Source organism: Streptomyces sp. Ag109_O5-10 (genome assembly GCF_900105755.1).
In the GTDB taxonomy this organism is placed as follows: Bacteria; Actinomycetota; Actinomycetes; order Streptomycetales; family Streptomycetaceae; genus Streptomyces.
Genome location: NZ_FNTQ01000001.1, coordinates 5,845,483 through 5,857,932 on the forward strand (window position 1 = coordinate 5,845,483; position 12,450 = coordinate 5,857,932).

The 12,450-nt window shown below is 72.1% G+C and carries 12 protein-coding genes; 3 read left to right on the forward strand and 9 right to left on the reverse strand.

Annotated elements, in window-relative coordinates:
* Nucleotides 1-53 precede the first annotated feature (53 nt).
* The 3 genes from BLW82_RS26775 to BLW82_RS26785 all read right to left on the reverse strand — a co-directional run bounded on the left by BLW82_RS26775 (nt 54) and on the right by BLW82_RS26785 (nt 2,922).
* Entirely contained in the window at nt 54-431 is a 378-nt protein-coding gene (locus BLW82_RS26775; protein WP_093502489.1) for a cytochrome C oxidase subunit I, read from the reverse strand.
* The gene (gene ctaD, locus BLW82_RS26780; protein ID WP_093502491.1) at nt 428-2,122 is read right to left on the reverse strand and encodes an aa3-type cytochrome oxidase subunit I; all 1,695 of its coding nucleotides are present in this window, start codon (nt 2,120-2,122) and stop codon (nt 428-430) included. Before ctaD ends, BLW82_RS26775 begins: the two co-directional genes overlap by 4 nt.
* A 341-nt stretch (nt 2,123-2,463) precedes the next feature.
* Entirely contained in the window at nt 2,464-2,922 is a 459-nt protein-coding gene (locus BLW82_RS26785) for a hypothetical protein (protein ID WP_093502493.1), read from the reverse strand.
* 144 nt (nt 2,923-3,066) lie between these two features.
* On the opposite strand from BLW82_RS26785, the gene BLW82_RS26790 reads away from it, so the two are divergent.
* Nucleotides 3,067-4,017, forward strand: a complete 951-nt coding sequence (locus BLW82_RS26790; RefSeq protein ID WP_093508289.1) for a GlxA family transcriptional regulator — start codon at nt 3,067-3,069, stop codon at nt 4,015-4,017.
* A 109-nt stretch (nt 4,018-4,126) separates the two neighbouring features.
* Here BLW82_RS26790 and BLW82_RS26795 read toward each other — a convergent pair whose 3' ends face one another.
* The 4 genes from BLW82_RS26795 to BLW82_RS26810 all read right to left on the reverse strand — a co-directional run bounded on the left by BLW82_RS26795 (nt 4,127) and on the right by BLW82_RS26810 (nt 7,130).
* Complete coding sequence (locus BLW82_RS26795; protein WP_093502495.1) at nt 4,127-4,429, reverse strand: hypothetical protein; 303 nt, start codon at nt 4,427-4,429, stop codon at nt 4,127-4,129.
* A 147-nt stretch (nt 4,430-4,576) separates the two neighbouring features.
* A complete protein-coding gene (locus tag BLW82_RS26800; protein WP_093502497.1) occupies nt 4,577-5,854 on the reverse strand; it encodes a hypothetical protein in 1,278 nt (425 codons plus the stop codon).
* A gap of 69 nt (nt 5,855-5,923) precedes the next feature.
* Nucleotides 5,924-6,445: a SigE family RNA polymerase sigma factor gene (locus tag BLW82_RS26805; RefSeq protein WP_093502499.1), complete on the reverse strand. Its 522-nt coding sequence runs from the start codon at nt 6,443-6,445 to the stop codon at nt 5,924-5,926.
* 145 nt (nt 6,446-6,590) lie between these two features.
* Nucleotides 6,591-7,130: a TetR/AcrR family transcriptional regulator gene (locus tag BLW82_RS26810; RefSeq protein ID WP_218162418.1), complete on the reverse strand. Its 540-nt coding sequence runs from the start codon at nt 7,128-7,130 to the stop codon at nt 6,591-6,593.
* Between the two features lie 142 nt (nt 7,131-7,272).
* On the opposite strand from BLW82_RS26810, the gene BLW82_RS26815 reads away from it, so the two are divergent.
* Nucleotides 7,273-8,148: an SDR family oxidoreductase gene (locus BLW82_RS26815; protein ID WP_093502501.1), complete on the forward strand. Its 876-nt coding sequence runs from the start codon at nt 7,273-7,275 to the stop codon at nt 8,146-8,148.
* Between the two features lie 276 nt (nt 8,149-8,424).
* Here BLW82_RS26815 and BLW82_RS26825 read toward each other — a convergent pair whose 3' ends face one another.
* Complete coding sequence (locus BLW82_RS26825; protein ID WP_093502503.1) at nt 8,425-9,594, reverse strand: serine hydrolase domain-containing protein; 1,170 nt, start codon at nt 9,592-9,594, stop codon at nt 8,425-8,427.
* 96 nt (nt 9,595-9,690) lie between these two features.
* On the opposite strand from BLW82_RS26825, the gene BLW82_RS26830 reads away from it, so the two are divergent.
* On the forward strand, nt 9,691-10,395 hold the full coding sequence (locus BLW82_RS26830; RefSeq protein WP_093502505.1) for a Clp protease N-terminal domain-containing protein: 705 nt from the start codon (nt 9,691-9,693) through the stop codon (nt 10,393-10,395).
* Nucleotides 10,396-10,490: 95 nt separating this feature from the next.
* On the opposite strand, the gene BLW82_RS26835 is transcribed toward BLW82_RS26830, so the two are convergent.
* Nucleotides 10,491-12,413: an N-acetylmuramoyl-L-alanine amidase gene (locus BLW82_RS26835; RefSeq protein WP_093502507.1), complete on the reverse strand. Its 1,923-nt coding sequence runs from the start codon at nt 12,411-12,413 to the stop codon at nt 10,491-10,493.
* Between the last annotated feature and the right edge of the window lie 37 nt (nt 12,414-12,450).

Below are 12,450 nucleotides of genomic sequence, written 5' to 3' on the forward strand. Positions count from 1 at the left end.
CCGGCTCACCGGCTCACCGGCTCACCGGCTCACCGGCTCACCGGCTCACCGGCTCACCGGCCCAGCGACACGGCCGTCATCGCGGTGGCCACGAAGGCGACGCCCCCGCACACGGCCACCGCCCATCCCACGCAGCGCGCCCGCAGCTCCCGGTAGCGCCGCTCGTACTCGTCCCGCAGGGACACACAGCGGGCGGCGATCCGTTCGAGGTCCTGCCGGGCGCGCCGGAGACTGTCCTCGACGTAGTGGCGCTCGACCTCGTCGCGCTGGGCCGTGGTCAGCCAGTCCATGCGCCCGGTGAACTCCCGCGCCCGCTGCTCGGCCTCCGTGATCCTGGCCCGCCACAGCAGGTAGCCCTCCACCTCGTTGCCGAGGTCTCCGCCGGCTCCCGGCCCCGGCCCGCCGCCCACCCGGTGTCCCGGGTCGGTCATGAGTGGACGCCGTGGGCCTCGGCCTCGGCCACGGCGATGTCGGGGTGGTGCAGGTCGAAGGCGGGCGATTCGCTGCGGATCCGCGGCAGGGTGACGAAGTTGTGCCGCGGCGGCGGGCAGGACGTAGCCCACTCCAGCGAACGGCCGTAGCCCCACGGGTCGTCGACGCCGACCGGCTTGCCGTACCTGGCGGTCTTCCACACGTTGTAGAGGAACGGCAGCATCGACAGGCCGAGCAGGAAGGAGCTGATCGACGAGATCGTGTTCAGCGTGGTGAAGCCGTCGGCCGCCAGGTAGTCGGCGTAACGACGGGGCATGCCCTCGGCGCCCAGCCAGTGCTGGACCAGGAAGGTGCCGTGGAAGCCGATGAACAGCGTCCAGAAGGTGATCTTCCCGAGCCGCTCGTCGAGCATCTTGCCGGTCATCTTCGGCCACCAGAAGTGGAAGCCGGAGAACATCGCGAAGACGACCGTGCCGAAGACGACGTAGTGGAAGTGGGCGACGACGAAGTACGAGTCGGAGACGTGGAAGTCCAGCGGCGGCGAGGCCAGGATGACGCCGGTCAGGCCACCGAAGAGGAACGTCACGAGGAAGCCCGTCGCCCACAGCATCGGGGTCTCGAACGACACCGAGCCCTTCCACAGGGTGCCGATCCAGTTGAAGAACTTCACCCCGGTCGGGACGGCGATCAGGAAGGTCATGAACGAGAAGAAGGGGAGGAGCACACCGCCGGTGACGTACATGTGGTGCGCCCACACGGTCACGGACAGACCGGCGATCGCGATGGTCGCCGCCACCAGGCCCATGTAGCCGAAGACCGGCTTGCGGGAGAAGACCGGGAACACCTCGGTCACGATGCCGAAGAACGGCAGCGCGATGATGTACACCTCCGGATGGCCGAAGAACCAGAAGAGGTGCTGCCAGAGCAGTGCCCCGCCGTTCGCCGCGTCGAACACGTGCGCCCCGAACTTCCGGTCCGCCTCAAGGGCGAAGAGCGCCGCGGCGAGCACGGGGAAGGCGAAGAGGACCAGCACGGCGGTCAGCAGCACGTTCCACACGAAGATCGGCATGCGGAACATGGTCATGCCCGGGGCGCGCATGCAGATGATCGTGGTGATGAAGTTGACCGCGCCGAGGATGGTGCCGAAGCCGGAGAAGGCCAGACCCATGATCCACATGTCGGCGCCGATGCCCGGCGAGCGGATTGCGTCCGACAGCGGGGAGTAGGCGAACCAGCCGAAGTCGGCCGCGCCCTGCGGGGTGAGGAAGCCGCCGACCGCGATGGTCGAGCCGAACAGGTAGAGCCAGTAGGCGAACATGTTCAGCCGCGGGAACGCGACATCGGGCGCGCCGATCTGGAGCGGCATGATCCAGTTCGTGAAGCCGGCGAACAACGGCGTCGCGAACATCAGCAGCATCACCGTGCCGTGCATCGTGAACGCCTGGTTGAACTGCTCGTTCGAGACGATCTGCAGACCGGGGCGAGCGAGCTCGGCGCGCATCACCAGCGCCATCACACCGCCGATCAGGAAGAACGCGAACGACGTCGACAGGTACAGCGTGCCGATCGTCTTGTGGTCGGTGGTGGTCATCCACTTCACCACGACGTTGCCGGGCTGTCGGCCCCGCAGCGGCACCTCAGTGTCGTAATGGGGGACGGCCGAGGGCTCGGGTTCGTTGAGAACGGTCACCGGTGTGTGTCTCCAGACGCTCCATGGCGTGATCCTCCGGCCATCCTGGCGCCTGCCGACCGGGACAGAAGCCCCCAAGCCCCCCGCATACGGCCGAACGGGCGTCCAGGCCCCACGGGTGGAGCAGCGCCCCAAGAAACACCGCAACCTGAACGCCCCACCGGAGACACGGGACCTGCGCGACCGGCCCACTCCGGTTCGGCAGCGCCCCGTCAGGGGCGCGGGGAACTGCGCGACCAGCCCCCGCGTACCCGCACCCGAACGACGGCGTAGCGCGCGCCCGCCTCCACCGGACCGGCCCGCCCCCCCGATGACAGAAACCCCGCCGTCCGATACGACGCTCAGGCGCCGGTGGTCGACCCCGGCCGCACGATCATCAGCACCGTGACGGCGGCCCACAGCAGGTTGAACACCCCGGTGGACATGGTCAATTGGACGGTCATCTGCCGCGTACCGCTGCCCGCGCCGGCCTCCATAAGGGCGCTCTGCCGGGGCAGGACCAGCGCGGCGAGGACGACCGCCGCGAGCGCGGTGAGCGCGATCGACGTGATCAGCCAGGCACTGCCCAGCACATGCATGGTGCTCGCCGTGGCGAACCCGAACACGGGGACGGCGACGCCGACGACGGCGTACACCCGGCATATCCGGTGCAGCAGCCGGACGGTCTCGGCGGCCCGGACGCCGTCCGGCGCCTCGATGGCACGGCGGGCGGCCGGCGGGAACATGCTGGCGGCGACGGTGAGGGGACCGATCGCGACGATCGCCGCGAGGACATGGACGGCGAGGAGGAACTTGGTCACGGCGACGACCGTAGGCGGCGGGATGATCGCGCAGAACCGGCGATACTGCCACCCTTCGACGGATTCTCGCCAAGCGCTGGATGCCGGCGTGCGGAAATGGGACGGACGCTTGGCGGCAACCCGTCGAACGGCTACGTTCCTGCCATGCACACCGTCGCCGTACTCGTCCTGGACCAGGTCATCCCGTCCGACTTCACCGTGCCGATCGACACCTTCGGCTGGGCCCGGCTGCCCGACGGCCGGGACGCCTACCGGGTGCGGGTGTGCGGGGCCGCGGACGAGGTGACCGCGGCGGGCGGCGCGTTCACGGTGAGGGCGCCGTACGGGCTGGACACGCTGGCCGAGGCGGACACGATCATCGTGCCGGGCGTCGCGGATCCCGACCCCGCGCTGCCGCCCGAGGTCGCCGAGGCCCTGCACGCGGCGGCGGCGGACGGCACGCGGATCGCGTCGGTCTGCGTCGGGGCGTTCGTCCTCGCGGCCACCGGCCTCCTGGACGGCCTGCGCGCCACCACGCACTGGGCGGCGGCCGACGCCCTGGCCGCGCTGCACCCGGACGTCGACGTCGACCCGAACGTCCTGTACGTCGACAACGGCCAGTTCCTGACCTCGGCGGGCGCGGCCGCGGCGATGGACATGTGCCTGCACATGGTCCGCAAGGACTACGGCTCGGCGGTCGCCGCGCACACCGCCCGGATGTCGGTCATGCCGCTGGAACGGGAGGGCGGCCAGGCCCAGTTCATCGTCCACGACCAGCCGCCGGCCCCGGCCGGTGCCACCCTGGAGCCGCTCCTGGCCTGGCTGGAGGACAACTGCGACCGCGACCTCACCCTGGACGAGGTCGCCGCCCAGGCCGGCATGAGCACCCGTACCCTCAACCGCCGCTTCCGCGACCAGACCGGCACGACCCCGCTGCAGTGGCTGCACCGGGCCCGGGTGCGCAGGGCCCAGCACCTGCTGGAGACCACCGCCCACCCCGTCGAACGCATCGCCACCCAGTCGGGCTTCGGCTCCCCGACCGCCTTCCGTGAACGCTTCAGGAGAGTGGTCGGCACCAGCCCCCAGGCCTACCGCCGGGCGTTCCGCACTCCTTGAAGGGCGCCGGGGGAGGAGCCGCGCTCCAGCCACGACGGCGCCGCAGTCGCAAAACGGCGGCGGGCCGGCACACCGCACATCGTGGCCCTCCCGGCGGAGCGCCCGGCGCTCAGGCCCGCCGGTCCGCCACGGCCCAGGACGCCAGCGCCACCGCACCCGCCACCCCGAGCACGGACGGCCAGGCGCCGACCTTCTTGGCCAGCGGATGCGACCCGGCGAACGCGGCGACGTACGCGGCGGACAGCGCCCCCGCCGCCTTCCCGCCCGCCCGCTGCCGCCACTGCTGCGCGGCAGCGGCCCCGGCGACGGCCAGCACGGCCCCGCCCAGCGGCCGCCGCTTCGTCCACCGGGCCACGCCGTAACCCCCGACGAGCCCGCCCGCGGCGATCACCGAACTGGGAACCCTGGCCATGCGTGTCTCCTTCTGCCGCCTGCTGCCTGATCTTCCCGAGGCTAACGCGGCGTCGGCCGCAGCGCCCCCGAAGGGGCGCCGGGGTACCCCGGCCGAAGGTCGGGGGAGGAGAACTGCGCGACCGGCCCCCACCCACCCGCACGCGACCTACGGCCGCCACTTCGCGCTCAGTGCGATCGCGCGGAGCTGCTTCATGGTCAGCGCCGGAGCGGTGCGGGTCGCGGCGCTCTGCTGCGAGCCCGAGTTGAAGGCGCTGATCACCACGCGGAAGCCGTCCGCGCGCATGGTGTCGACGGTCCACATGACGACCCCGGCGCCACCCTTCTCCCCGGGCTCCTTCCGCTCGGCGACCCTGGTCCCGTCGGGAAGGGTCTCGGACCCGGCCCCGAACAGCTGATTCGCGACGTCGGACATGTCCGGCTGCACGTTGATCTGGACGAGACTGCGTCCCTTGCCGTCGTCGACCACGACGTAGCTGAACTCGCTGTCGTCATCGCTCCCGTGCGCGACCACCTTCAGCCCCTTGGGGACGAGCGAGGTGAGGGTCTTCAGGATCGGCCTGCCGTCCCCCTGCGCCACGGGCGGTTCCTGGGTCTGCCGGGGGTCCTCCGGAATGGCGTCGACGACCCCGCGCCACTCCTTCGCGGCCGCCAGTTTCATCAACTGGGTGGCGGACAGCGGCGGTTCGTCCCGGCTGATCGGTGCGCCCTTCTCGGCGGCGGCGTTCCACTCGCTGACGGACACGTGGTGGCCGTCCGGGGTGACGAGGTTCGCCGTCCAGAGCTTGGTGTCCACCCGCCGGTCGGGATACTCGTACCCCTTGACGACGGTGACGACGGACGCGTCGGGCAGATGGCGGGTGACGCAACCGTCGTACGGCGTGTAGATCTTGTCCGGGCACTGCACGGCCTGCCGGGCGTCGGACCCGCCCGGCAGCACCCGGTTCACGGCGACGCTGATGGCGCCGGGGCCGTGCCCGTCGTCGAACACGACCTGCGCGTACGGCGCCACGAGCGGCCCGTTCGCGTCGACGCCCCGCCCTGCCGGCTTGCTGAACTTCCCCTCGGGCAGCAGCTTCTCCAGCATGCTGATCATGTCGTCCGAGGTGACGGCGCGGGCGGTGGGGGAGGCGGCGGGGCGCGGGGTGGTGCTCACGGCGGACGGGGACCGCTCGGAGGGCGCCCCGCTCCAGGGCGCCAGCAGCGCCCCGCCGACCCCGGCGAGCGCGACCCCGGCCGCGCCGCCCAGCACGGTCGTCCGCCGCCACAGCCGTAGCCGCCGCCCCCGCACCGTACCGCCGGCGACGAGCGTGCCCCGGTCGGCCTCGAAGGTGTCCCCGGCGTCGTGCAGGGCGGCGGCGAGCCGCACCTCGAAGGGGCGCTCACCGCTGCTTTCACTGTCGTTGTGCTGCCGCTCCACGGGCATGACGAACCACCGTCTCCACAAGGTCGATGCGGGTTGATGCAGGTTGATGTGGGTTGATGCGGCTTGACGTCAGGGGCGGGCGTACTCGGCGAGGTCCGCGCCCAGCAGCTCGCGCAACCGCCCGAGGGCGCGCACGCACCGCGTACGGACCGCGGCCGAGCTCATGCTGAGCGTGTCCGCGGTCTCGTGCACCGACCGGTCCTCCCAGTACCGCAGGACGACCACGGCCCGGTCCTTGGCAGGCAGTCGCGCCAGCGCGTCGAGCAGGGTCAGCCGCAGCGAGGGATCGGCGCCGCCGGAATCGGCGCTGGTGTCGGCCAGTTCGGGGAACGAGTCCCTGGCCCGCTCCCTGCTGCTGAACCGCCGCCGGTGGGCGAGGAAGGTCCGGGTGAGGACGGTCTGCGCGTACCCGGCGGGGTTCTCGGCGCGGGAGACCCGGCCCCAGCGGACGTAGATCCGTCCGAGGGCCTCCTGCACCAGGTCCTCCGCGAGGTAGGTGTCCCCGGCGGTGAGCAGACAGGCGGACCGGTACAGATGCCCGGCCCGCGCCGCGGCGAACTCGGCGTAGTCCTCCCCAGCCCTCTGGCTCATCCGCAAGCTTCCCCCGCTTCCCGGTCCCTGACCCCACCCGCGGCCCGGCGCTCTGCCGTTCCACCTCACTGATGCGGTGGGCCGGGGAAAATGTTTCAAGGAATTCTCAGGAGAGGCTCATTGGCTCCCGTCCCCACCGCCGTCGTCACCGTAGTGAGCCGAGCCAGTCGAGGAGACGGGCGCCTTCGCGGGTCATGACGCCCGGGTCGCGCAGCGCGTTGGCCAGCAGCGACATGCCCTGGTAGCCGGCAACGAGGGTGAGGGCCAGGTCGTCAGGATCGTCCGGGCCGGACAGCCGCATCTCGCGGAACTGGCGTGCCGCCCAGTCCAGCAGCCGCCGGATCACCGCGCCGGCCTCCGCGTCGAGGGTCCCGTCGCCGCGTTTGCCGAGCTCGGTGGCCAGGGTGCCGGTGGGGCAGCCGTACCGGGCGGCGACGTCACGCTGCTCGACCCACGCCTCGACCAGCGCCTTGAGCCGGTCGCGCGGGTCGGGCAGCCGGTCGAGGCGGGCCGTGAGTTCGTCGAGGTGCGCGGTGTGTTCGCCGAGCGCGGCCCGGACCAGCTCGTCCTTGGTCTTGAAGTAGTAGTAGACGTTCCCGACCGGGACGTCGGCCTCCCGCGCGATGTCCGCGAGGGTGGTGCGCTCGACGCCCTGCTCGTGCAGGACCCGGGCGGCCGCGGCCATCAGCCGCTGCCGCTTCTGCGACGCCCGCACCCGCCGGTCCACTGAGTTGGTCACCCAACTGACTATAGACAACCGGGGAGTCATCCGTGCTAGCGTCTGAGCCAGCCGACTTAGTCAGTCAACTAACTAACAGGGGGAATCGATGATCACAGTGACGGGCGCCACCGGCAACATCGGCCGGACGCTGGTGGACCTGCTGACCGAGGCGGGCGAGGAAGTGGTGGCGGTGTCCAGGCACCCCCGGCAGGCCTCGTCCGCCGCCCCCGGCGTCCGCTGGATTGAGGGCCACGTCGGGGACGCGGCGAGCATGCGGGCGCCCCTGACCGGGGCCCGCGCCCTGTTCATCGTCCTGGGCGGCGAACTCAACGCCTTCGGCGAGGACCCGGAGCTGCTGCTCCGGGCCGCCGCGGATGCCGGCGTCGAACGGGTCGTCCTGGTCTCCTCCCAGGTCAGCGCCACCCGCCCGGAGGCGCCCTCGCATGCCCGCCTGCGCGAGTTCGAGGCGGCGGTACGCGCATCGGACCTCGACTTCACGATCCTGCGCCCCGGCGGCTTCGCCTCCAACGCCTTCGCGTGGGCCGACACGATCCGTACCAAGCGCACGGTCTTCGCCCCCTTCGCCGACGTGGCCCTCCCGGTCGTGGACCCGGCGGACATCGCGGCGGTGGCGGCGAAGGCGCTCCGCTCACCCCGCGGTCAGGACGGCGACGGCGAGGGCGGTCACGGAGGCCGCGTCTACGAGCTGACCGGCCCGGAGCCGATCAGCCCCCGCCAGCAGGCGGCGGTCATCTCCGCGGCGCTGGGCGAGGAGGTGACGTTCGTGGAGCTTTCGCGCGAGGAGGCCCACGCGGCCATGGCCCGCTTCATGCCGGAGGAGGCGGCCGCGGGCACCCTGGACGTCCTCGGCGCGCCGCTTCCCGCCGAGTCGAGGGTCAGCGCGGACGTGGCGACCGTGCTGGGCCGCCCGGCGGGCGGGTTCGCGGGATGGGTCGAGCGCAACCTGCCGGCGTTCCGGTAGACGGACGGAAGGCGCCCAGGCCGCACGGGATTCCGTGTGCGGCCAGGGCCCCTTCCGTCCGCCGTGTCCGCTCGCGCCGCCGTGTCCGCTCGCGCCGCCGTGTCCGCTCGCGCCGCCGTGTCCGCTCGCGCCGCCGTGTCCGCTCGCGCCGCCGTGTCCGCTCGCGCCGCCGTGTCCGCTCGCGCCGCCGTGCCCGCTCGCGCTGCCGTGCCCGCTCCGTCCGCCGCGCCCGCTCCCCCCGCCGCGCCTGCTCCGTCCGCCGCCGGACTCACCCGGTCACAGCGCGGCCCGCACCGCCTCGACGAGCGCGGACGCCCGTGTGTCCTCCGCGCCCTCGACGATGCTGTTCATGACGTATCCGAAGGCGATGCCGTGCTCGGGGTCGGCGAAGCCCAGCGAGCCGCCGCGCCCGGGATGCCCGAAGGCACGGGGACCGGTGAGCGGGTTGGTCTCGACGGGCAGCATGTACCCGGAGGCGTACCGGATCGGCAGCATGATGACCTTGTCCGCCCCGCCGGCCTGCTCCGCGGTGGACGACGCGAGCGTCTCGGGACTGAACAGCCGTACGCCGTCCACCTCCCCGATCAGCGCCGCGTACATCCGGGCGAGGCTCCGCGCGGTGCCGATGCCGTTGGAGGCGGGGAGTTCCGCGGCCTGCACCTCGGCCGAGTTGAAGTCGATCTCGGCGGGGTCGGTGACGGCGAACGCCCGGTTGCTCAGCGACTCGGGATCCTGCAGCGCGGCGACGAACTCCCGTGCCTCCGGCGGCACGAGGTCCAGCGGCACGGTGCTGAGATCGACCTCCGGCTTCGGGTACACCATCCGGCTGACCCGCCCGCGCTCGGCCGCCGGCAGCCCGATGAAGAAGTCGAGGCCCAGCGGCCCGGCGACCTCCTCCGCGAAGAGCCGTCCCGGGGTGCGCCCGGAGACCCGCCGTACGACCTCCCCGACCAGCCACCCGAAGGTCCGCCCGTGGTACCCGTGCGCGGTCCCCGGCTCCCACTCCGGCCGCTGCACGGCGAGCGCGTCGGCCATCGGCCGCCAGCGCAACGCGTCGGCCAGCGGCACGGGCGGCCGCACCGTGACCACCCCGGCCCGGTGCGACAGCAGCCACCGCACCGGGATCTCCGCCTTCCCCGCCGCCCCGAACTCCGGCCAGTAGTCGGCCACCGGGGCGTCGAGGTCCAACTCCCCGCGCTGGGCGAGCAGATGGGCCACGGTGGCGGTGGCCCCCTTGGTCGCGGAGTACACCAGCTGCAAGGTGTCCCGCTCCCACTCCCGCCCGGTTTCGGGATCCGCCACCCCGCCCCACAGATCCACCACCGGCCGCCCGTCCCGGTACACGCACACGGCGGCTCCCACATCCCCCCGCTCCGCGAAGTTGGCGCGGAACGCCTCCCGCACGCCTTCGAACCCGTCGGCCGCTTCCCCGTGGATGGTCGTCATGCCCTCATCCTGCACCGGGCCCGGTCCGCACGGTCCCGGAACGGTCATCGTCAATTACAAGTTGACGGTGAGGGGTCGTCAATTTAAAGTTGACGCATGAGCCCACTCGACATCAGTCTCGCCGACCTGATCGCCCGACTCGACGAGGAACTCCCCGAGGCCGGCGAACTGGCCCGCGTCAGCGAGGCGCGACTGCGCGCCCAGACCCTGTCCGACCTCGGTGACCAGCTCATCGACCACTACGTCAGCAAGGCCAAGCAGAACGGCGCCTCGTGGACGGAGATCGGCGACGCCATCGGGGTCTCCAAGCAGGCCGCCCAGCAACGCCACACACCCGCCGCGTTCGAGCGGTTCACCAACCTCAACCGGCACGGCATCGTGCTGGCCCAGGAGGCCGCCCGCACGCACCGGCACGACTCCATCGGCACCGAACACCTCCTGCTCGGCCTGCTCGGCGAACCGCGCGGCCTGGCGTACGAGGTGCTGGTCGCGAAGACCGGCTCGGAACAACGCGTCCGTGACGCGGTCCAGGGGGCGCTGCCGCCGGCCGGGGAGAAGACGCTGCGCGGCCACATCCCGTTCCGGGAGGAGAGCAAGGAGGCCATCGGCCAGGCCCGCCGCGCCTCCGCCGACCTCGGTCACGACTGGGTCGGCACGGAACACACCCTCATCGGCCTGATCCGGGTCCCGGACAGCCCGGCCGCCCGGGTCCTCCGCGACCTCGGCTTCACGCCGGAGGAACTGCACGAGACCGTCAGGACCGAGATCACCAGGCGGGGCGCGGCACGCGACGACCGATGAACGAGCGGTGCCCAGGAGGCCGGTAGGGACCTCCTGGGCACCACATGCGCTGCGGGTGTGCGGGTGTGCGGGTGTGCGGGTGTGCGGGCGTGCGGTCAGCCGTCCGTCGCCGTGACGTCCGAGGCGTACACCAGCGCGACCCGGTGGTTGTACTGGATGGTGTACATCGCCTTGGCGCCGGTCACCACCGCGCCGCTGGACGGGAAGAAGTCGTCCGTGAGCGACGGCGCCGTGGTGGCCACGTACGCCTGCCCGGCCGGGACGGTGTACATGCTCAACGGGGCCTGCGTGGAGGGCGACAGACCCGCGGGGTACTCGGAGGCGTCCGGGTAGCTGGAGCCGTACACCGCCACCGCCGAGTCGCCGGCGGCCGAGATCACCTTCACGCCGTGGGCGGGCGCGGTGTTGCAGCCGTGCGGGTTGTAGAACCACACCTTCGAGCCGCTGTACCAGATCGCGGTCCAGTCACCGTCCCGGTCGGCGACCACGAACTGCTGTCCCGCCGCGGCCATGGCACCCCAGTCGTTGATCCGGTCGGTGCCGGCCGCCCCCGGGTGCAGCGCCTGGTCCCCGAACAGCGGCGCCGTGTCGCTGGGCCCGGTCCGCAGGTAGACGAAGTCCGACGGCTGCTGCGTCTCGGTGCACGCGGTGGTCGCGCCGGTCGGGTCGTCGGAGGGGCAGATCTGCACGGTCTGCAGGTTGTCCTCGAACCGGGGTGCGATGGTCACCACCGACCCGACGGGCCCGACGCCGTGCCGCCCGGTGTGCACGCCGAGCAGGCTCATCAGGTGGTTCCAGTCCCAGGACGGGCCCGGGTCCCAGTGCATGCCGGAGACGAGGGACGACTTCGGCCCGGCGACGTTGTCGTGGCCGACGATGTGCTGCCGGTCCAGAGGTATGCCGAACCGGTCGGCCAGGTACTTCACCAGGTCGGCCGTGGCCTCGTACTGCGCCTCGGTGTACCAGGTGGCACCGTGCGCGGCGTAGCCCTCGTGCTCGATGCCGATCGAGTGCATGTTGGTGGAGTAGTTGCCCGCGTGGAAGGCGAGGTCCTTCGTCGGCACCATCTGCGTCACCGCGCCGTCCGAGGACCGCATGACGTAGTGCGCGGCGGACCCGCCCGGCTGCGTGAAGAGGTTGACGGCCGCGTCGTACGACGTCTCCGTGTCGTGGATGACGATGCTGTCGATCCGGATGCCGTTGGCGGGCCGGTTGGAGACCTGCCCGTTGGACGGCGACGCCGGTACGAACGTGCAGGCGACGGTGGCCGGGCACTCGGTGTCGGTGGTCGCGGCAGACTTCAGGTCCAGCGCGTTCAACTGCCCGCTGTCCGCGACGACATCGCTGTCAGCCGCCAGGCGCACGCGCTCACCGTCGGCCGTGGTCCGCCCGGCACCCTTCTTGATGGTGGCGAACACGCGCCCGGCGAAGACAGCGGCCCCCTGCCGCTCGGTGGCCTGGCTGTAACGGGCCACGGCCCCGTACCAGTCACCGGGATCCGCGGACACCGACCCAGCCACGGCCTTCTGATAAGAGGCGAGCAGCGCCGCACCCCCACGGACGTTCGCCGCGGGATCGCTGCGCAACTCCTCCACCGGCAGTCCGGTCAGCTTCGCGGCGGCCTGCACGGTGTGCAGGGCGGGCTGGGCGGCGAGCTTCGCCACGTCCCCACGCCCCGCCGCCCCCGCGTCGCCCCCGGCCATCATCGCCGGCGTCACGTCCGTGAGGTGCATTGGCCCGAACCCGCCGTCGGTGCTGTGCTGCCCGGCGTGCGTGTCCCACGCCGACTCCTGGTACGCCACCGCCAGCAGCACCTGCAGCGGCACGTGGTACGCGTCGGCGGCGGCCGCGAACTCCTGCTGCAGCCTGGCCCCGGTGTCCGCGGTCCCACCGTCGGCCAGCGCCGGCACCGGCACAGCCGCCCCACCCGCGACCGCGAGCGCGGCAACAGCGGTCAACAGGGCCGGCCGACGACGCTTCGACGCGGCGTCCCCGCGTCTGGAATTGCTTGAGCTCATGAAAAAGTCCCCGAACCTCGGAGGATCAAATGGCGGA

Bases quoted from the DNA above. Each gene is read 5' to 3' on its own strand.
- BLW82_RS26815 (WP_093502501.1), top strand. From the start codon at position 7,273: ATGATCACAGTGACGGGCGCCACCGGCAACATCGGCCGGACGCTGGTG.
- BLW82_RS26810 (WP_218162418.1), bottom strand. From the start codon at position 7,130: ATGGCCGCGGCCGCCCGGGTCCTGCACGAGCAGGGCGTCGAGCGCACC.
- BLW82_RS26790 (WP_093508289.1), top strand. From the start codon at position 3,067: ATGCACACCGTCGCCGTACTCGTCCTGGACCAGGTCATCCCGTCCGAC.
- BLW82_RS26825 (WP_093502503.1), bottom strand. From the start codon at position 9,594: ATGACGACCATCCACGGGGAAGCGGCCGACGGGTTCGAAGGCGTGCGG.
- BLW82_RS26800 (WP_093502497.1), bottom strand. From the start codon at position 5,854: ATGCCCGTGGAGCGGCAGCACAACGACAGTGAAAGCAGCGGTGAGCGC.
- BLW82_RS26830 (WP_093502505.1), top strand. From the start codon at position 9,691: ATGAGCCCACTCGACATCAGTCTCGCCGACCTGATCGCCCGACTCGAC.
- BLW82_RS26775 (WP_093502489.1), bottom strand. From the start codon at position 431: ATGACCGACCCGGGACACCGGGTGGGCGGCGGGCCGGGGCCGGGAGCC.
- BLW82_RS26805 (WP_093502499.1), bottom strand. From the start codon at position 6,445: ATGAGCCAGAGGGCTGGGGAGGACTACGCCGAGTTCGCCGCGGCGCGG.
- BLW82_RS26795 (WP_093502495.1), bottom strand. From the start codon at position 4,429: ATGGCCAGGGTTCCCAGTTCGGTGATCGCCGCGGGCGGGCTCGTCGGG.
- BLW82_RS26835 (WP_093502507.1), bottom strand. From the start codon at position 12,413: ATGAGCTCAAGCAATTCCAGACGCGGGGACGCCGCGTCGAAGCGTCGT.